Source organism: Acidicapsa dinghuensis, from assembly GCF_025685685.1.
GTDB lineage: Bacteria > Acidobacteriota > Terriglobia > Terriglobales > Acidobacteriaceae > Acidicapsa > Acidicapsa dinghuensis.
Genome location: NZ_JAGSYH010000005.1, coordinates 414,928 through 435,082, shown reverse-complemented (window position 1 = coordinate 435,082; position 20,155 = coordinate 414,928). Strand labels below are relative to the sequence as shown.

At 55.2% G+C, this 20,155-nt stretch carries 11 protein-coding genes; 3 read left to right on the top strand and 8 right to left on the bottom strand.

The window, feature by feature from the left end:
* Positions 1-35: 35 nt before the first annotated feature.
* From OHL22_RS16620 to OHL22_RS16610, 3 genes are all read right to left on the bottom strand, one after another.
* Positions 36-1,529: an MmgE/PrpD family protein gene (locus OHL22_RS16620; protein ID WP_263339772.1), complete on the bottom strand. Its 1,494-nt coding sequence runs from the start codon at positions 1,527-1,529 to the stop codon at positions 36-38.
* Positions 1,510-2,022 carry a hypothetical protein gene (locus OHL22_RS16615; RefSeq protein WP_263339770.1) on the bottom strand — a complete coding sequence of 171 codons (513 nt, stop codon included), beginning with the start codon at positions 2,020-2,022 and terminating at the stop codon, positions 1,510-1,512. Before OHL22_RS16615 ends, OHL22_RS16620 begins: the two co-directional genes overlap by 20 nt.
* A 71-nt stretch (positions 2,023-2,093) precedes the next feature.
* Positions 2,094-5,129 (bottom strand): TonB-dependent receptor, encoded by a 3,036-nt coding sequence (locus OHL22_RS16610; protein ID WP_263339768.1) that lies wholly within the window; start codon positions 5,127-5,129, stop codon positions 2,094-2,096.
* Positions 5,130-5,328: 199 nt separating this feature from the next.
* Between OHL22_RS16610 and OHL22_RS16605 the strand changes: the two genes are divergently transcribed.
* Positions 5,329-6,009, top strand: a complete 681-nt coding sequence (locus OHL22_RS16605) for a response regulator transcription factor (protein WP_263339767.1) — start codon at positions 5,329-5,331, stop codon at positions 6,007-6,009.
* The gene (locus OHL22_RS16600) at positions 6,006-7,448 is read left to right on the top strand and encodes a sensor histidine kinase (RefSeq protein ID WP_263339765.1); all 1,443 of its coding nucleotides are present in this window, start codon (positions 6,006-6,008) and stop codon (positions 7,446-7,448) included. Before OHL22_RS16605 ends, OHL22_RS16600 begins: the two co-directional genes overlap by 4 nt.
* Here OHL22_RS16600 and OHL22_RS25110 read toward each other — a convergent pair.
* From OHL22_RS25110 to OHL22_RS16585, 4 genes are all read right to left on the bottom strand, one after another.
* On the bottom strand, positions 7,362-7,700 hold the full coding sequence (locus OHL22_RS25110; RefSeq protein WP_377819584.1) for a hypothetical protein: 339 nt from the start codon (positions 7,698-7,700) through the stop codon (positions 7,362-7,364). The two genes, OHL22_RS16600 and OHL22_RS25110, sit on opposite strands and share 87 nt — an antisense overlap.
* Before the next feature lie 134 nt (positions 7,701-7,834).
* Positions 7,835-8,002 carry a tetratricopeptide repeat protein gene (locus OHL22_RS16595; RefSeq protein ID WP_263339761.1) on the bottom strand — a complete coding sequence of 56 codons (168 nt, stop codon included), beginning with the start codon at positions 8,000-8,002 and terminating at the stop codon, positions 7,835-7,837.
* 82 nt (positions 8,003-8,084) lie between these two features.
* On the bottom strand, positions 8,085-10,520 hold the full coding sequence (locus tag OHL22_RS16590; protein WP_263339759.1) for an ABC transporter permease: 2,436 nt from the start codon (positions 10,518-10,520) through the stop codon (positions 8,085-8,087).
* Between the two features lie 740 nt (positions 10,521-11,260).
* On the bottom strand, positions 11,261-13,000 hold the full coding sequence (locus OHL22_RS16585) for an FAD-dependent oxidoreductase (RefSeq protein WP_263339756.1): 1,740 nt from the start codon (positions 12,998-13,000) through the stop codon (positions 11,261-11,263).
* 972 nt (positions 13,001-13,972) lie between these two features.
* Between OHL22_RS16585 and OHL22_RS16580 the strand changes: the two genes are divergently transcribed.
* Positions 13,973-18,274: a HEAT repeat domain-containing protein gene (locus tag OHL22_RS16580; protein WP_263339753.1), complete on the top strand. Its 4,302-nt coding sequence runs from the start codon at positions 13,973-13,975 to the stop codon at positions 18,272-18,274.
* 213 nt (positions 18,275-18,487) lie between these two features.
* Here OHL22_RS16580 and OHL22_RS16575 read toward each other — a convergent pair whose 3' ends face one another.
* Entirely contained in the window at positions 18,488-20,155 is a 1,668-nt protein-coding gene (locus OHL22_RS16575) for an alpha-amylase family protein (protein WP_263339751.1), read from the bottom strand.

Here is a 20,155-nt window from a genome sequence, read left to right as displayed (position 1 = left end):
TAACTCCATTGTTGTGGTGAGAAACGTGGATTCGCTCAGGCGGGGGGCTGCAGCAGCGGTCGCAGCATGCGAAGGTCGGTCAAACTTTCCAGATTAAGGATTGCTTCCATCAGATGCGTGGTCCGAAGAGTGCCCAGGCGGGGTTCCAGGAGGTCGCGCGCTTTCTCTGCTACCTCACTAGTCGACATTGGATTCAGTACTGTTCCGCGCACGTGGTCGATGCGCTGACTCCAATGACTTCCATCGTCAAGGATTACCTCGACAACCGAGACCAATTGAGGATAGAGCTTCTGCAAAGCCGCATCAGGCACGAGCTGCACCTTGTTGCGCGCACGCACGATGGCCGGATCGGAAATGAGGGTACGATCGTGGGATTCATTAAAGCCGACGGTGCCCTTCACGAGCATCACGGCAATCATCTGCTGCAGAGAGATATTCGGCATTTCGCGATTATTTACAGTACTGGCCTCGATAGTTCCAAGATGTACGATGATCTGCCGGACGCGATTGGGATGGAACGGGTGCAACGCGCGAATCGACTGCAGGGCATCGAGGGGCGCCTGAATCGGTGAGCCGACGGACCATTTTTTGATACTGGCCCGGGTAATTTCGAAACGCTCGCCAAGACCTTCGATCAGCAGAGCAGGATTCGCTGCGGGAGCAAAGGCGAGGTAGAAGTTATCAGTGCCGGAAAAGGTGTCGTCAATTCCCGTGGCTCCAGCATGGATAAGCAGAGCTGCGGTTACTCCGTTGCGTGCCGGGCCGCCGCCGAACACAAAGGCCTTCTCGATGTGCTGCTGGTCGCGCTGCCAGGCAGCGATGCCAGAGTCCTGCTGAGCGGCAAAATCCAGCAGCCAGCGCATTGGCTGCTCCGCGAGAGACGCTGCACAACCCGCCGCAGCCGCTGCGGCAAAAGTATTCGCCATGCTGTGGGCGTCGTGGTGTGTCTTCGCCTGATACTCGATGCCTCCCATCGACATTAAGACGCGGGTGCCGATGTCATAGCCGAGAGCCAAGGCGCGCAGAAAGCGTGTTCCACTGATGGCGAAGAGGTCACCGGCAACCAGAGCGGCCGGTACGGTGGCACAGCCCGGATGGGAATGGGAAGGGGCATGTGAGTCGTCGGTTTCGTCCGCGTGTGCCAGCATGCCATTGGCCACAGCTGCCTCCAGCGGGCTACAGGTCAGGGACGAGCCTGCCACAGGAGTATTGCCGGTTCCACCGTACAGCCCTGCAAAGCGGAGGGCGGCCTGTCCAGGCAAGAGTTGGGTTCCCGACACCATGGCGGCCAGCGTGTCGAGGACATGTTGCTTCGTTTTTTCGATGACCTCGGGAGGCAGGGCCTGATCGCCCGCTGCCGCCATATAGGCGCTCAACTTGTCCATTACTGCCGGATCGGCCCGGGAAACTGAAGATGGCCGGCGAGCAGCCGCTTCCGAGAAAACCGGAATGGCCGAGAAGGCAAGAAGCTTAGCCGTTGTGGTAAAGAGCTGCCGCCGGCTGAATGAGCTATTGCTTTGCGGGTCCAAAGAGCGTCTCCAGGGTCGGCACCTGCTGCTGCAGTTGATTCCGGATCATGGTTCCGACCGCAATGGCCTCGGATTCAGTAGACGCTGTGCGGAAGGGCACTTCCATGATGAGGAAACCGATGACATCGCCGCGATAATCGTGAACGGGAACAAATGTATCCCAGAACTTGCCCTGCTCCACGCGGTGTACATTGGGCTGGCCTGCGGCGACTGCCGCGAGGTCATCTGGAGACGAAAGCTTGCCAATCTTCTCCGACAGGTTGCTGGCGATGATTGCACTCTGCGTCTGCCCTGGAGGCACTGCGTGAAGGCTCAGCTTCTGAATCTCCGGATGCTGATTCTTGAGTTTCACGATCAGTTGTTGTGCAAACGGAGCCTGCACAGCAATTCTCGTGGCAGCCGGTGATCCCAGGACGGATGGCGTGCAGGCTATGAGACCAGAACCGCTACCGACAAGCAGCGCCCCCATGACTACGTGACAAATCGACTTCATTCACAGTTCCTTTTCTGATTTGAAGAGACAAGCTGTTCAGGAACGCAGGCCGTCTTTTTGTTAAATCCGTATTAGTAGGTAATGCGGAGAGAGAATTCGAGGACGCGCGGCGTTCCCGTACCGACCAATCCGGCAGAGTTAACGGTGGAGGTGATCTTGCCGAAGCTGGAGGGAGTTGTGAGGATGCGCGTACCCCCTGTCACCGTTTCAGACAGGGTGGATGCTGGCTGGCCGTACTGTGCACGATTGAAGATATTGAAGGATTCTGCTCGGAAGATCACGTTGTTCTGCTCACCGCCCACATGGAAGGTCTTCTGCACAGCCGCATCGTCCTGCCAGAGTGTTGGACCGACAGCGGTGTTCCTTCCGGCATTACCCCAGGCTCCAGCCGCAGGTAGCGAGAAGGCCGCTGGATTGAGCCAATGTGCAATCGAATGCCCTAGATAGAGCGGCGCGCCAGGAACAACGTCAGGCCGCTGATCGACGTTGTTGCCGTCGAGAAGGTCTGAGCTGGGGCGGCTCAGGAGGATGTTCACAGGAAATCCGGAACGGGCTGTTAGGAGCGAGTCTACCGACCACCCGCCGACAAGCAGATCTGCTGCGGTGCCAGCATTCAGGAATCGCTCACCACGTCCGAAAGGAAGGGTGTAGACAACGCTGGCGGTTCCGGAGTGACGCGAATCGAAGTCACTGCTCGCGTAATCGCAGCGGAAACACGCGATGTTTTCCGGTGCGTCGGCGTCGCCGGCTCCGACTGAACCGTCGTCGATGGCGTGGGAATACATATAGTTTCCTCCAAAGAAGAGCCCATTGTGCAGATGCCGCCGCAATCCCACCTGAAGGGCGTTGAAGTTAGACATCCCTTCGTTGTACTTCGTGTCGATTTCACTCGGGAACTGTGGCAAAGGGCGGGTTCCGGTCGCAGGATTAATGAGGTTTGTATAGCCGCGGCGGAAGAGATGCACTCCATGCGATCCGAGATAAGTGAGCGTCAGCACGGACTGGCCTGGGATGGCCTGTTCGATCGAGGCTGTCCACTGCTCGATATAGGAGTCCGGATGGTTGCGAGCCATGGAACGAGGCGTAAGTGCGAGGCCCGTGGTGGGTGTCAGAGCAGCGGGAACCGGGTAGCTGTAAATCACGGTGCTGCCGTTGGATTGAATGCCGCTGGTGAGCAAGGTTGACGGTTCGGTATTGACAACCGGACTATCCTCATCTCCCAGTTGTACTTCGCCGTGGAAGGTTCCGAAACCGGCGCGGAAAACGGTATGCCCGTTCAGTTGCTCAGGCGCCCAGGCCAGAGAGAGGCGGGGATCGAAGTCCAGGTAGTTAGGGAAGTAGAAGCCAGTTCCGATGCCGCAATAGCCACCACAACTCGCGATGTCGAAGGGATCTTCAGCGTTGTGAACTTCGGTGAAGGGAGAGAAGTAGCTGTAGCGCAGGCCATAGTTGACGGTCAAGTCACGAGTAGCTTTCCACTCATCCTGGAAGTAGCCGGCCGCATGGAACTTGCGCATGCCCTTGTCGGGCAGCGGCGCGGTGATCTGATAGGTGCTCAACTGATCTGCGAGAAAGGTTGTTTCATTCAGAAAAGCCGCCGTACCATCCAAGGAGTTTGCCTCGTAGAACCACGGCCACTGCAATTCTGCACCGAACTTGACGGTATGTTTGCCCTTGATCCAGGTCAAGGTATCATTCAAATTTTCGTCCTGCCCCACCTGTTGTTTGTTGTAGTTTTCCTGTAACTCGGTGAGTCCGGTGAGTGTGAAATTGATGGGCAGGCCAGTCGTCTGGCTCTGATAGTACAGGTTGCGGTTGAAGCCGAGCTCGGCCTCGTTGGTGATGGTGGCACTGATAATGTGCTCTTCTTCCAGCACGGCGTTATTCATGTTTGCGTTGATCGTAATGGCGTTGCCAAGCGCGTTCAGGGCGCTGGTAGAGACGCCATAGTCTGCGTTGTAGCGGAGGTAGGCAGAGTCCTTCTCGCCGAAACGATGATCTACCCGCGCAGTACCGCTGTCCTCATGATCGGGACTGGGTACAACACTGGTGTAGCTGTCAACGCGAGGGTCGCTGGTGGCAGCCTCCCCGTGGGGATAGGCATTCAGAAAGAAAGCCAGTTCCGGCTGTGCCGCCTGGGTCTCGGCAAGGAAAGCTGAGCTGGGAACAAAACCATTCTGGGGTACGCCGCCCAGCTGTTGGCGAAAGCCTTCGTAATTCGCGAAGAAAAAGGTTCGATCCCGCTTGATTGGCCCGCCCACGTCACCGCCAAACTGATTTAGCTGAAATACCGGTCGACGATTCGAGGACTTGATCGGACCCACAGCGTCAAAAACATTGTTGCGGAAGTAATCGAATACGCTTCCATGAAAATTGTTAGTGCCGGTCTTCGAAATAAGACTTACTTGCGCACCTGCGGAACCTCCGGTATCGGCGGTATAGTTCCCGCTATCGACTTTAAATTCGGCGATAGCCTCGGTTGAAAACTGCAGCCGGAGGGCCGACTTGAGAGAGGCATGAAAGACTCCGCCGGCGTCCACTCCATCGAGACGGAAGTTATTGTCGTCGGTGCCGTTTCCTTCAAAGCGAATAGTCTGTTGAGAACCCGAAGCGGAATCGATGGCGCCAGGGGCGAGCAGTTCAAGATTGGTGATATTGCGACCGTTGAGGGGAAGATTCGATACCTGCACATGCTGTACCGTTCCACCTAGGGTTGCGTTGCTTTCATCGAGCTGAGAACCATCGTGCGCTTGGATGGTCACCGTCTGATTCACCTCGCCGAGTGTCATGGTGAGGTTGACGGTGTGCACGTCTCCGGCGTGAAGGTCGATATCGGGAACGCTAAGATCGCGAAACCCACTGTGCGAAATCCTGATGCTGAAGTGGCCGATTGGAAGAGAAGAAACGGAAAACTCTCCGTGACTCGCGGTCATGACAGATCGAATCTGATTGGTGTCGATTTGCGTAACTGTTATGGTGGCGCCTGCAACGGAGGCGCCCGAAGGATCGGTGACGGTTCCGTTAATCTCGGTTCGGTCGATCTGGCCTTTTGCTGATGGGCATAAGCAGCAGGCGAGCAGCGCAAGGACAAAGACAATTCGTTTCATCGTTCAGCTCCATATATTTCGGGACAGCGGGCATGTAAGAACGGGTAGGTTCGAAAGCACTGGGTTGCACTACGCACCGCTGTGTGGCTTTTCCGATGAAAACTGACGAATCTTAGCTGGACCTTAGGCGGAGATCGTCATCGCGCATTATTTACCCGCAATTCATCAGCCCTGCATGGCGGGTGGGAAGAATAGTTTCATGCATGTTTGCATGGTGGAAGACGATATTCGACTGGCGGAGCTCGTGCAGCAAGTGCTCGAAGAAAATCGCCACGTTGTCGTTCATCTCGAAAGCGGCGAAGAAGCTGCGAGTTACATCGCCGCCCATCGATTTGACGCGGTTTTGCTAGACCTGATGCTGCCTAACGTCAGTGGCCTGACGGTGCTGAAGGAGGTGCGCCGGGCGAATTGCCAGACGCCGGTCATCATTCTCTCCGCGCGAGACACTGTGCCGGAAATGGTGCGAGCGCTCGATATAGGTGCGGACGATTACTTAACCAAGCCCTTTCATCTGGACATCCTTCTGGCTCGTCTGCGATCCGTGGTACGGCGTGGGCCGGTATCGGCGACAGTCGAACTCGTTGCAGGATCCATCTCTCTTGATCCAAAGCGATGTACGGCGCGTCTCGACGGCAGGTTGCTCGATCTGACGCGGCGAGAATATATGCTGCTTGAAACCTTCGTACGCCGAGCCGGGCAGGTGCTGACTCGCGATCAGTTGACAGATGCGGTGTGGGGTATCATCGCCGAGATCAGTAATAACAATCTCGATGTTCATATTCATTCGCTACGCACAAAGCTTGGCAGGGCAGGAGCCATGTACATCCAGACCGTTCGTGGCATTGGCTATGTGCTGCACGCGGAAAGCCGAGCGTCGTGAAACTATCGTCACTGCGAGTACGGGTTGGGCTCGGATACGCGGTATTCACGGTCAGCTGCCTGACACTCTTCGGCATCTTTCTCACGGTCTATCTAGGCCAGGTTCTGGAATCCTCCCGGCCGGCGAGCATGGTCGACCGCGCCGCGCGACTGATTGCTTTCACTGGCGCGGAACACAATGGCTATGCGAAGCGTCCCCTTGACGAAACACTGAACCGCTTCATCGAAGTGTCGCCGGATACCAGCGAGATCATTGTGCGCAGCCCAGACGGGCAAAAGCTGCTCCTTGCGGCCGGCGATCAGCCCTTCCTGCTGAATCTCCTCAACTGCAGTGCTCCCTGTTATCAGGAGGTCGTTTACTCCGGTCACCCGATCCGAACCTATACTGTCGAAGCAAAGCTGGCTGGGAACCTGGTGAAGCTGACCATGGCCGGTCGCGTCGATGAGCACTATGGCATCTTGCACACCGTGCGTACCTCATATCTCCTGTTCGTTCCATTTCTGGTGCTGGCGTCGCTTGCAGGAGGTTATGTCTTCAGTAACCGGGCGCTTCTCCCGGTGGGGCGCATGACGGCGATGGCGAGTCGCCTAAGCATCTCCGACCTGCGGGGGCGCGTACCCGTTCCTCGAACCGGAGACGAACTGCAAAGTCTGGCCGAGGCTTGGAACAGCATGCTCGCACGGTTACAGACGGCAATGGAGCGTAATGCCCAGTTTACTTCGGATGCTTCGCATGATCTCCGTACCTCAATGGCGGTGATGCTGGCGAGCACGCAACTTGGACTTAATAGAGAGCGTACGGCCGAAGAGTATAGAAAACTGCTCGGAAAGATCGCGTCGGAGTGTGAGCACACCCTCACGCTGCTCGAAGACCTTCTAATTTCTGCCAGGTTTGGCTCCGAGCAATATCATCTTGCGCAGGAAACTCTTGATCTCGCCGAGATTGTGCGCGAAAGCTGCGGATTGTTTATCCACCAGGCCGAAGCGAAAAACCAGTCGTTGACGTTTGCTTTGGCTTCGCAGTGCTGGATTCGCGGCGACCGATCTCTCATGCATCGGATGATCGCTGTACTGGTGGAAAATGCCATTAAATACACGGCTCCCGGAGGATCCATTTCGGTGCAGCTTGTCCGGGAGAAGAATACCGCCATCCTGGAAGTGTCCGATACGGGATCGGGAATCTCCGCAACCGATCTACCGCGCATCTTCGATCGCCACTTTCGATCATCCGCATCGCGAAGAACGCAGCGTGGAAACGGTTTGGGCCTGCATATCGCGCGCTCGATCGCCGAGGCCCACGGTGCCCCGCTTACCGTCGAGTCTGAGCTGAACAAGGGCAGCATCTTTCGGGTTTCATTGCCCAGAGTAGAAAGCGAGATTCGAAAAGCTTTTTCGATGCGCGTAGACATAGAACCTGAGGAGAGATCGCTGTTTTCGTGACACCCGATGATCATGATGAAATGGAGCTAGAGTCAGAGCCGCAGGTATTCTATTTGCTGTTGGTGGGTTGATCGAACGGGATAGTTTCGGAGTTCTCGCGGCATTGTTATTAAGGTAAAGAACCCTCAAGCTATTACTGTTTAGCGTAATTGTCGCTCGGCGAGTGCGATCGACTGAAAGTTCTTTCGCCTGCTTGAAAGCTGAAACCGCATTAGTCTTATCTCTACATTTGATGTAGAGCCTACCTAACAAATAGTGAAGGCTTCCATCGTCGTCGCTGGACAGTGCGAGCTTCAGTTCAGCGAATGCTTGTTGATCATGCCCTATAGAAAAATAGACTCGATCAAGAAGGGCATGTGCCTGGATTACGAACTGAGGCTTTCCTGTCAGAGTTTTTTTAGATATGGTTCTGCTGCTTCAAAGTCGCGCTCACCTACCAGTGCTTCCGCCACAAGGATATTGATTGCAGGATCATCCGGCTTCTGCGATAGTGCTTTTTCTGCGGCCGACACTGCATGACAGTCAAATCCATGAGCAGGCGGTTTTTCAATCATATGCCCATGACACAGATCGATCTGAATAGGTCAATGAATGCACCGGCTTGCTCTCGTCAGTTCACTAAATATTCGAACCAGCCTACTCGCAGCGCAGAGCGACCATTGGGTCAATGGCAGTAGCGCGGCGGGCGGGGACCAGACAAGCCAGCGCCGCCACGGCGATAAGAATCAGCGCTACCGCCAGAATCAGGAACGGATCGCGTACGCCGCTTTCGATCCAGTTCGCGATCAGGCGGTTCAGACTGAAGCTCAGCGCCAGTCCTGCAGCAATTCCGATTCCGATGCTGGTTGCAGCCGACCGGGCGACAAGGCTCAGTACATCACGGCGGCGGGCTCCCAGTGCGACGCGGACGCCGAGTTCGCTTGTCCGTTGCAAGACGGTATATGAGACCACACTATAGAGCCCTACCGCAGCCAGAGTCAGCCCCAGGAAGGCGAAGGCTCCGAAAAGTATGGAAATAAGCCGTCCGCGCTCAAATTCCGGCTCGTGTTGGATCCAGCCCTGGAGGTCGCGGACATCGCTGACGATCTGTTGATCAGGATCGATGGAGGCGATCCGCTGACGAATGCTGCGAACCTGGACGAGGGGCTCGCTCTGGGTGCGGACCAGGACCTGCGTGAAGGGAGGCATCACCAAGGTGTAGGGCGCGTACACCGCCGGCGCCACCGGCTTGTCCAGCCCATCATCAAGTGAATCGCTTACGACACCTATGATCTGCAGCCATCCGGTGATTCCATTTGCAGCTAATAGCATGGGCGGGAGACTGGCGAATTGGGGTACGCGCAGGGAATGACCCACAGCATCTTCGCCCGCGAGATAATGACGCACGAACGCCTGATTCACCAAGACCAATGTAGCGCCGCGCTCCACCTCGCTCTGCTCCCAAACGCGGCCCTTGACGAACGGAATTCGCAAGGTTGAGAAGTACTCTGGACTGACGAACTCGACGTGTGCCTCCTGCTCCTGGGCGGCCGGCTTGCCGAGAACCTCAACGGGAACTCTCCAGCCGCTGTTAGGTGGCGTAGCATTGGTCGAGATCCCAACGGACAGAATCCCGGGTGTTGCCGCGATCTTGTCCCGCAGTTCGGCCAAGAACCGGCCACGGTCCGCCCAGGTCGTATGTGCGTTCTCGCGAATGGGAATTTCGACGGACATTGTGTGCTGTGTTTCATAGCCGAGCGAAACGGTGTTCATGCGAACAAAGCTCTGAATTGCCGCACCGGCTGCGGTCATCAGTAACAGGGTCAGAGCGATCTGGCCCGCGATGAGAGCGGTGTGCATGCGCCTTCCTTTCACACTGCCAGTGAGCCGGCGGGTGCCAGCCTGCATCACCTGGCTGATCTTCGGTTGCGACGATTGCAGAGCCGGAAAGAGGCCGAAGACGACCCCGCTGAGGATTGCCAGGCCCACGCTGAAAAATAGGACAGGCAGATTGATGTGAAAGTCGGCTTCGTAGGGATAAGAGTGGTCGGGAAGTCTCGGAACAATGAACGCGATCGATTGATAGGCGACGAACACTCCTAATCCGGCCCCAACGCCAGATAAAAGCAGCGACTCGGTAAGAAGTTGGCGCACGATGCGAAACTGGCTCGCGCCCACCGCGGAGCGGACGGCAAACTCATGTTGCCGTGCCGTGCCGCGCGCAAGCAGAAGGATCGAGACATTCCCACAACCGATCGCCAGCAGCAGCGCGACGGCCCCGAAGAGCAGATACATCGTCTTCTTGAGATCGCGGGTGTAAGTATCAGCCAGCCCACGCACACTCACCTTGAATTGTTTTGGGAAGACATTCGGCGTTTGCTTGTCGAACTCCTGATACAGGTTTCGGAATTCGGCGGCAGCAGCCTCGAAACTAATGCCTGGCTTCAACTTGATCTCTGGACCATAGCGATGCGCCTGGTCGGACTCCATTTTTAGCGGAGTGTAGATGTCTCCGTCTCTCCAGGTGAAGCGCATCGGCATCACGCCCAGGATTGTGTAGGTCTTATGGTTGAGCTGGATGGTCTTTCCCACAACTGCGGGATCGCCGCGGTAATGTCTCTGCCAGAATTTGTAGCTCAAGACCGCGACCGGCTGGGGATCCTGCCCATCGGGAACATCGGTGGGCGTGATGTATCGGCCGAGGACAGGTGTGAGCCCGAGGAACTGAAAATGGGATCCAGACATCTCGTCAACAACCACGTCTTCGGGTATGTCACCGCCTGTCACCGTCTGGTTTGTATAGTTCGAGGTAACCACATCCTCCACCGCGTGGCTCTGGCGCAGCTGGCGAATTTGCGGGCCGGTAAGGTCCCAGGTCCCTTCATGGCCAGCATTATCCGTGAGCCAGACATCGCAGATCCGCTCGATCCCGGCGTACGGCCAGGGGTGCAGCACAGCATCGTACAGAATGCTGTAAACAGCGACCGTTGCGCCGATGCCCAGCGTAAGCGAAAGCACCGCTGTGAGAGAAAAACCTGGGTTGCGAATGATTTGCCGGAACGCAAAGCGGAGATCCTGGAGCGCAACTTGCATCAGCCCTCCTTTGACCTGGAAAAGAGGAAAGTCAGCCCGATTTTTGAATGTAAGCACTTCGACGGCCAAGTCTTTGGTCCAGTTCGAAGGATGTCCATTGGACGTGCCATGCTGAGGAACGCTCGGCCCCGGTGCATGAATCCTACGTTTTAACCTCAAAAGCGACGAAGCGAAGACAGGAATCGCACTGAAGCAGAGCGCCTGTTAACGCGGAGTAAATGTCCACGGACGCACATGCCTGTTCGAAAATGAACATCCCTCATCGATCGGCAATGTATTCACGTCGATGAGCGCGCTGGCCTGAAGTCAACAACTGAGGTTCGAAGTACCTAGCTCGGCGGAAAAGACCGGTTCGCGGGAAGTATTCACCGATTTCGTCCTAATGGCGGTGAGTCCTTACGGCTTCCTCAGCTGTAATTGAACATGAGCGACTCCTCGATTTAGGTGCTCGGAGCGGATGAAATATGAGTCGGAGACATTTTGAATGGTTATGAGCTTTGCCGACGCATAAGGGCAACGCCGAAGTTCGACAGCATTGCATTCATCTTCCACACAGCTTCGGAGGATATTTCCAGCAGGAAGCACGGAAGCGATGTGTTCCTGACCTATCCAATCGGTATAAGTGATTTGACCACCGTAATCACCGGCTGTGCTGCAAGACGAGACCTCGCTCGTCCATGCAGAATCTATTGAATGCTGATTGAGCAGAATGAGAGGTCGAACAAATTTCTTCTTTGGGATCAGCTGCTAACTTCTCTCAGTGCGGCAAGCGTGGACTCAGGCCGCATATTGAACTGGTCACGATGTGCTGCCAAATAGCGGTGTACATCCGAGATGACTACGGAGCCTTCACCTACAGCGGACGCAACGCGCTTAACTGAATTGGCCCGCACATCGCCAACGGCATACATCCCAGGGAGGCTGGTTGCATAGGGCGTATTTTCGAAACCGTCTGCAGCGCCCGTGAGAACGAACCCTTTACTATCTAGCTTCACTGTGCCGAAGAGCCATCCGGAATTTGGCTCTGCACCAATCATTACAAAAACCCGACCGATAGGCTTCGTAGTCTTCTCACCGGTTTTGCGATTTCTCCAAGTGACAAGATCAAGGGCCGATTTTCCTTCGAGCTTCTCAATCTCGGTGTCTGTGTAGAGCGTTATCTGCGGAGACCGCTCGATGCGCGAAATCAGATACTGCGACATCGTGCTCTCGAGCGACGAGGCGCGCACGATGTGATGTACGTGCTTGGCCACCCCAGCCAGGAAAATAGCTGCTTGACCAGCGGAGTTTCCTCCTCCGACTATTATGATTTCTCGCTGGCCACAGAGAAGCGATTCCATCGCTGTTGCCGCGTAATAGATACCTCGATTTTCAAAGTCACTGTGATTCTTGATAGCTAGTCGCCGGTATTGCGCTCCGGTGGCTATGACTGTAGCCCGTGAATAGACCGAGAGCCCACCAGCTAGGGTGAGCTTGTGGATTCCATCGATCTGTTGAGCTGTCACTATCTCGCGAGAGATGGCGAAATGTACTCCAAACTTGAGAGCCTGCAAGTGGGCGCGACTGGCGAGTTGCTGGCCGGAGACTCCTGTTGGAAAGCCGAGATAATTTTCAATCTTTGAACTTGTACCGGCTTGGCCGCCGGGAGCCGTTCCTTCGATGACGATAGTCGTTAACCCTTCCGAGGCCGAGTATACTGCCGCGGCCAAGCCTGATGGACCGGCTCCTACGACGGCTACATCGTAGATCGTTTGCGAGTCTGGGAGCTCGGTAATGCCTAGCTTGTCTGCCAAAGCGGTTATGCTTGGGCGCACGAGGATTTCCCCATCCGGCAGCGCTACAATTGGAAATTTCAAGTCACGAGAATCTTCTCTGTCGGTGCTCCCTTCGAGAATCTCTTCAATCCTGTAGGGATAGTAATTGCGTACGAAGAAGCGCTGTAAGGTCAATAGTTCGACGTCTCCTGCACAGCCTCGAACAAGAACGCCGCTGGAAGCTTCAGCATTGATACCGATACGGCGCCAGATGGTTGCCTGCACAATGAGGTTGGCGATATCTCCTTCGGCACGCATTAACAGCCGAAGCTCTTTGCGTGAAATTCGCAGCAGACGGCTGTCCATCGCTGTTCGTACTTCAGCGACGGCGCTTTGAGAATTCAGAAGGCTCAGCTCTCCACTGAAATGAAACCTGTGATGACGCGCGAAGGGCTTAAGACTGCCGTCTGAGGACTGCAACAAAACATCAATGGCTCCATCCAGGATGACAAACATGTCAGTCTCGCGGTCACCGAAGGTATAGAGAATTACATCCTTTGCAAAAGATTCTTCCCGACCGTATTCCTGCAGCCGCTGAACCATCTCTTCGGTGAGAATGGGAAATGCGAGGTCACGACGATATGCCGCTGTAGCGTCATTAGCGCCCGCTTGCTCGTTCAAGGGTTCTTCCTTATTCGCTGGGACTTGATCATCCGGAATCGTCATGTTTTCAATCTCCGAAGGTGCCTCTCTAGGATATCTGCCGCTATGTCTTTATGCTTTTAGTCCTCCCTAGAGGACTTCCTGGGATGTCCCATTTTTCGATTGCTACGGTACCTCGCCGCCGAGAACGTATCCAGATGGAGGAGCGTTTCGACCCCGCGAAATCCGTTGCGGGAACGCCTGACCGGTGCCGGTGCGCTTCTGGCGGATAAACGATATCCTTGCCAGGTTTCGGTGCAGAGAACTGTGTATTGAGCAAGGGTTGCCAAATGGAGTTTTGATGGATCTACGCCGACAGATCAGGAACGGCGCAGTTTGGCCTCATCGAGGTTAAAAGAATAAAAATTACTTACTCGTTTTGGCGGTAATTGGCGCATGCATAGATATGCCGCGGGATAGGGTCTCCAGCAACTACGGGAGCTCCGCACATAGGTGACTGCGAGCGTGACTGTCCAAGTACTGAACCGCCGGTCAACAGGCCATGCTTATAACCAACTCTCAAAATACTTGTAACGTTCGTAGTCGTGGGCTGCTAAGGAGGAAAGAGGGCAGGCAGCGGCAGCGAAAAGGTACCAGGAACCGGGGTTCTGAAAAAAACCGATTTGGATTGGGACTATATCGACGGGTGGCCACGGTCTTCGGCATACTCTGCAAACCATAGATGAGGGTGCGCCCGCTTCCTCGCAGTTGAGGATCGGGAATACCACAGAACTCAGCGGTCCGGAACCTCAGAAACAATAATTCCGATAACTACTCATAAATCCGCTCTCATCAGTGTTCCGCGCGCGACACACACACATGTTTAGCAGGTAGCCTGTTAGTTCAAAACCTTCGAAATATCCCCTGTTTCGGCGCCAAAAATTGCCAGCCCGATATCTTTGATCTTTGGAATTGCCCTGAAATACCCCAATGCATATATAGTTTCTGCTTTGGTATTCCCGAGCAATTTCAGCCAATCCTAGAGGTACAACCGAGATGCGAGATCCAGTCAAAGAACCGATGATCAAATATCGACGTGTTGCAAGCTGGACGATTGTTGCGGCGTCAGTTTTGGCATGGATTGTCTACGCCATCGTTCCGGTCGGAAGTTCTGTCCATGCCAACCTGGCAACGCAGCCGCCTGCGAAGATTTTGACGTTGGGCACAGCGCGCGCCGACACACTCTATGGATTGACATTGTCGGTGAAGAATCCCGCTCAACTCCAGGGCAGCGATGCCGTGCGAGTCACGGTAAACGATGCCCAAGGAGAGGTCGAGTCCAAATGGCTGCATAGTGCCGATCTCGATCTTTATCTGACCATACGGCCGCGGAAAGCCGGCCCGGTTACCGTTAGCCTTTCGTCGACTTCTGCTGAGCATGCCCCCGAAATCGGCTCTTCCTTAAACAGGATTCTGCAGACTTCCGTGGCGTTGCCGGCTGGCGCAATCGATCTGAATCGGGGCGTGATCGCCGCATCGCCAAACGGCACGTGGCAAGAGGCGCAGCCTTTCGAGCTTGGCCAGACTATTTTCGGCAGCGATGATGAGCGCCCCTATGCTCCCTCGAAAAGCGAAGATGGGTACGCGGCCATGGTCAAGGGGTTTCAATGGTTCCGTTTCACATTTCGCGAAAAGCAGCCTCGGCTGGTCTATTTCGTATTGAATGTGACCGACAGAGATATCCCTCTGGATGTCGATCTTTTTCAATCGGGTAAGGACGCGAGCGGTCAACAGGATGTCGTTCCATTTACGGATGGAGAGTTTGTTTATCAGGTAGAAGCGACGCAGAATTATCCCGGGCTATATAAGTTCAGGACGCGCATCCTGCAGCCTGGGCATGAGTACTACGTCCGGGTAGCGGCGAATCATCCCAGCTATCAACTGCATACATATCAATATCCCGTTCCACCCAACAAAGACCCACACGATGCGGTTCGCGCCGGCATGGATTTCCTGGTGAACATGGGAGATAGCTGGCTATCGAACACTCCGCGCCGGGGTGCGATCGCGCTGCGGACCACGATGCAGCACTCTGAGACGCAGCTCTGCATTGCCTGCCATCCGTCTCAGTTCTCAACCCGAGGATATTTGAGAGCTGTTCAGAACGGTTATGCACCAACCCAGCGTGCGGGGCTTGAGTTTCTGACCGATCGCATCTACAACAACACCAGACCTCTATACGGAGAACCCAACACCAATTGGGTGCGCATCATCTATACCGCTCGGACGGAAGCCAGCCGCCTGCCTTTGATCGCTCATTCTTTCGAGGAGAATGTGACACACGATCCACCACGGAAGAAGTTTGATCTGCCGTATGCGGAGTATCTGAAAATTCATTACAAGGGAGTGACCGTCATGCCTGGGGACGAAGCCGATGGCTGCGAACCTGACGTCAGCCCCTTCGAGATTGCCTCGCAGAGTTGGCACACATTCGACCTGGCCTACAACGAAACACATAACTCAGACTGGCTTAAAGAACGAGATCATGTCGAAAGCCTGGCGCTGGCTTATGAGCCAAAGAACGTGATCGATTTGAATTGGCGAATCATGCTGCTGTCGGAGATCGACCGGCAAAAGTACTCTTCGCAAATCGAAGCGCTCATTGCCAAGCTTTATGAATATGAAACCCCCGAGGGTGGGTGGCCCTATCCTTTCGACAAGAAGGCCAAACCAGCAGACTTTATTTCCTACAACGCAGTATTGGCGCTGGCAGAGGCGGGTCACCGCCCCGAAAGCGACGAACATCTGGACCGCGCAGTCAAAGCGATGTTGGCGGCTCAGCGGCCTGAGGGAAGTTGGGAAGGCGACCCCGTCTATCAGGGATTCAATACGCCGTTTCGAGCCACGCAATTTGCGGTGATGGCGCTATCGACTCTCTATCCCGGAACAACCAAAGCCAAGAATTGGGACGCCGCTTATCCCGCGCCGGTCAAGACTCTTGCCTCGAATGATCTGCCGCTGCTTTTGCAGCAGCTTGATCAGTTCTGGGATCTGGCCCCGGAGGCGGAGCTGCGGCAGATTCGCAAAGTTCTCGCACAAAGCGATCAGCCGCTGGCACGCGAAGCTGCAGCTCGCGCTCTAGGCCACATGGCTGATCCCGGAGCCATGCCGGTTCTCATCAAAGGGCTCGGCGATCCGGCCAAGATGGTGCAGACCTCTTCCGCTTATGCCATCCGCATGGTGCTTTCGCGACGTCAGCAAGCAGCGCCTGAAGGGCGCAAGCTGCTTGCCGCTGCGCTGGCCTCGCCGGATGCAAGGACGCGCTGGGGCGCAGCCCGCGTCTTTAATCAGCACTTCCGCGATCTTACAGACGATACGCAACTGCTGGCTGCTCTGGAGCGCGATCTGAATGATCCGGTGCCTTATGTTCGCTTCGAAGCCGCTGGCGGCGTTTGGCGCTGGTACTACTGGCAGGTAGACAAGCAGGATGTTCGCCGTGGAACCCTGGAGGCGCTTGCCACTCGGCTCAACACGGAGACAGATGCAATGGTGCGCCGTGGTTTGGAAGAAAGCATCTATGACCTGCTCGACGAAAATACCGGATACCTGTCGGCCTGGGTGCGAGCCAGCGCCAAGGATGAAGACAAAGACCGAATCAACGTTGGCTATGAAGCCGTCGTGCGTGACCAGGCACAAGTACTTGCTAAGGTCCTGCGCAATGGAACGACACTTGGCCGCGAAGGCATCTTGAATGCCCTATGGGATTTTCATATCCGCCACTACGCACTGCCAAAGCTGAAATCCGACACCGTATCCATTGGGCTGCCTGCGGTGCTCACCAAGTATGTAGCCGGCGTGCCCGACCTGCACCGACCCGGTTATGAATACCCGCCATATCGCGAAGCGGTAGATTTCAAATATGACGTGGCCAATGGCTTCTTCCAGACTCGGATCGGCAACGACAGCGATCTGATTCACTTCTTCAAGAGCTCTGGGCCGGAGCTGGAAGAAGCCTTGCTCGATTGCCTAAAGGGCGCCGATGACTCCATGAAAATCGAGGTGCTGAAGGCCGGCAGTACGCTGAGTGAATCCGGCGACGCGCGCTTTACTCTTGCGGCATTGGATCTGTCGGAAGACAAGAATGCCGATGTTCGCAAGACCGTCCGCTACGTTTATGAAGGCGGCCAGCGGGGCGTTCTGAACCTCGATTCCACGGCCGCCCCCGATCCCAGACTCGTTGACAAAGTAATCGAGATACTCAAACGGGGAAACCCGGATAGTCAGGCCGTCGTGCTGCCTCTTCTTGCGACGCTGACTCAAAAATCACCATGGCTTGAGCAGCCCGATATTCAAGCTACATTACAGTCCCTCCTGGAGCAGAGCCCGCAGCCCGGAAATTATGCACAGATACTGGATGCGGCCTCATCCTTCCCTGCCCTCATACACGATCCGAAGGTGCAGGAGTTAGTGCTTGCAAGCCTCAATTCGAATGACGGCGATGTACAGCGAGCAGCAATGCGCGTTTCTTTCGAACATCTTCTGAACGATTCGCAGACGGGGCCTGCGGTAAAGACGGCGTTCGCGAATCTGAACTCCTCGTCACTGAGAGTTCTGATGGAGGAAGCGGGCAATCCGCAGTTTCTCAAGAGACGCTTCGGGGTATCCGGAGGTGCGGTATCCCAGGATCAGGACTTTCTTAACGGACACGCGGCTGAATTGAAAATCAAGGAGCCGCTGGAGTATCCGATCGTCGTCGACACAGTGATGGCCAGCTTGCTGAATCCAGACGCCAACGTGAGCGCGGAGGCACTCGACACGCTGCGTAAAGTTAAGGGTGTGGAGCAGCGGCCTGATTTCAAAGCTGCAATGAACCAGCTGCAAAACTCAACGAATCCACGGCTGAAACTCATCTCCACGAGTGTCTTGAAAGGCAAGAATCTGAGCGACGCGCTGCAGGATGTCCAACCGGGCTCGGTCCTCGACTTCCGCTATTTCGTCGCTAAAATCGAGCCCATTCTGGCAAAACGCGGTCAGGATGGAATGGCCTGCGTATTCTGCCACGCCAGTCATGTGATCTTCAAACTGGAGCCGCCGAACGCTGAAGGCGTCTTCTCCGATCAGGACAGCAAAGAGAATTACAAATACGCGATGCGCGTCGTGAACATCTCCGCTCCCGACAAGAGTCTTATGCTGATCAAGCCGACACGGCCTACAGACAGCGCAGGTAATGTCGGCGACTATCTCGCCACACACAACGGCGGCCAGCGTTGGCAGGGAAATGAATCCAGCGAACAATATCGCACGATCCTTGAGTGGATCCGTGGAGGACGCCTTGAGACTGCGAAAGCGCCGCAATAGAGCCCGCAGCAGCACCGCCGTCGTAGCCACAGATTCCATCGCAAGCGTGCGTTCCATGCATCTCAGTGGAGAGCGGCTCACGGTTAACTAGGTGACCGTTCCCCGGCGCGCGAACGGCTATTAGACACCGATTTCTTTGTGTAGGATACGGCCGTCATGTAGAGAGTTCTTTAGTAGGAGCAACGAACCCAATAGGCGCCTTCTCTATCGCCCCTACACTTCGGAGCGACGCAGCAGGTACTCCAAACCGCCGACTCGGAACCAACGGTAGCCATACGGCTCAAGCACGATGCAGTAACGTCCTTTGCCATCTGGAAGGCAATGGTTGTCGCTGAGAAGGTTCGTTAGCTGCTTGCCTTCAAATGCATTTTTCGACTTCAGGCGGAAGCGTATTTCGCGTGGCTCTGACACGAGATTGTGCACGCAGACCACAGAATTGTTGCGCCATGTGTATTCCATGGCCAGTACGCCAGACACGGGAAGAGACACAAATGAAAAATCTCCCCAGCCGATCTCAGGAATCTCTTTGCGCATACGAATCATACGCTCCATCCAGTTGAGGAACGAATTGGGATCCCTGCGCTGAGCGGCTACGTTGATTTGTTCAAAGCCGAAGGGACCGTCTGAGATCAATGGCACAACGGGTTTCGCATGCGTCGTAAATCCTGCGTTCGGTTCCATAGACCACTGCATCGGTGTGCGCGTGCTATTGCGCTCGGGCAAACGCAGATCATCCCCCATCCCGATCTCGTCTCCGTACCGCAGCACCGGTGTTCCCGGCAGTGTCATCGTGAGGCTATATGCAAGTTCGAGCCGCCGCCGATCTCCCCGAAGCATGGGTGCCAGGCGACGCCTGATTCCACGCCCATATAACTGCATCGACTTTTCAGGACCAAACTCTGCGAAGACGAAATTTCGCTGGGCGTCTGTTAGCCGTCCAAGGTCGAGCTCGTCGTGGTTTCTAAGAAACTGTCCCCATTGCGCCGTCGCAGGACGAGACTTGGTATTCTCGAGAGCTTTAATTAAGGATCCAGCCTCGCCGCTCGCCATCGCATAAAAGAGATGCTGGTTGACATCGAAATTGAACATCATCTGCAACCGCTCGCCAAATTCGCCGAAGTACTCCATGTCGTTCTTCGGTACGATGTTCGCTTCGCCCAAGATAATCGCACCACTCTTTCTCCAGGACAAAAACTCCGAGAACGAGCGCAACATGTCGTATTGCTCAACCGATCGAGTTAGATTCGCTCCCTTCTTCGCAATCACAAACGGAACGGCATCCATCCGAAATCCGTCCACGCCCAATTGCAGCCAGAAGCCCATAATCTTGAGGATCTCTTGCTGGACTTCTGGATGGGCTGTGTTCAGATCTGGCTGGAAATCATAGAAACGATGGAAATAATAGGAGCGTGCATTCTTTTCCCACGTCCATGTTGACTTCTGCACGCCTGGGAAGACCATGCCTGAATTCGCATTGTCTGGTTTCTTAGCGGACCAGACATACCAGTCGCGGTAACGTGATTTCGGGTCGCTACAGGCTTCGCGAAACCATGGATGTTCGTTCGAGGTGTGATTGACCACGAGATCTATCAATACGCGAATACCGCGCTCATTGCATGCGTGGGTGAACTCCACGAAATCGCCCAGGGTTCCGTATCGTGGGTCTACGTTATAGTAATCAGCAATGTCATAACCGTCATCGCGACAAGGGGAAGTCTGGAATGGCATCAGCCAAACCGCCGTGATCCCCATGCCCTGTAGAAAATCCAGACGCCTCAATAGACCCTTAAAATCACCCACTCCATCGCCGTTTGCATCCATATAGGTGGCGACGGAAAGGCAATAGATAATCGCGTTCTTGTACCAAAGATCGTTGATCAT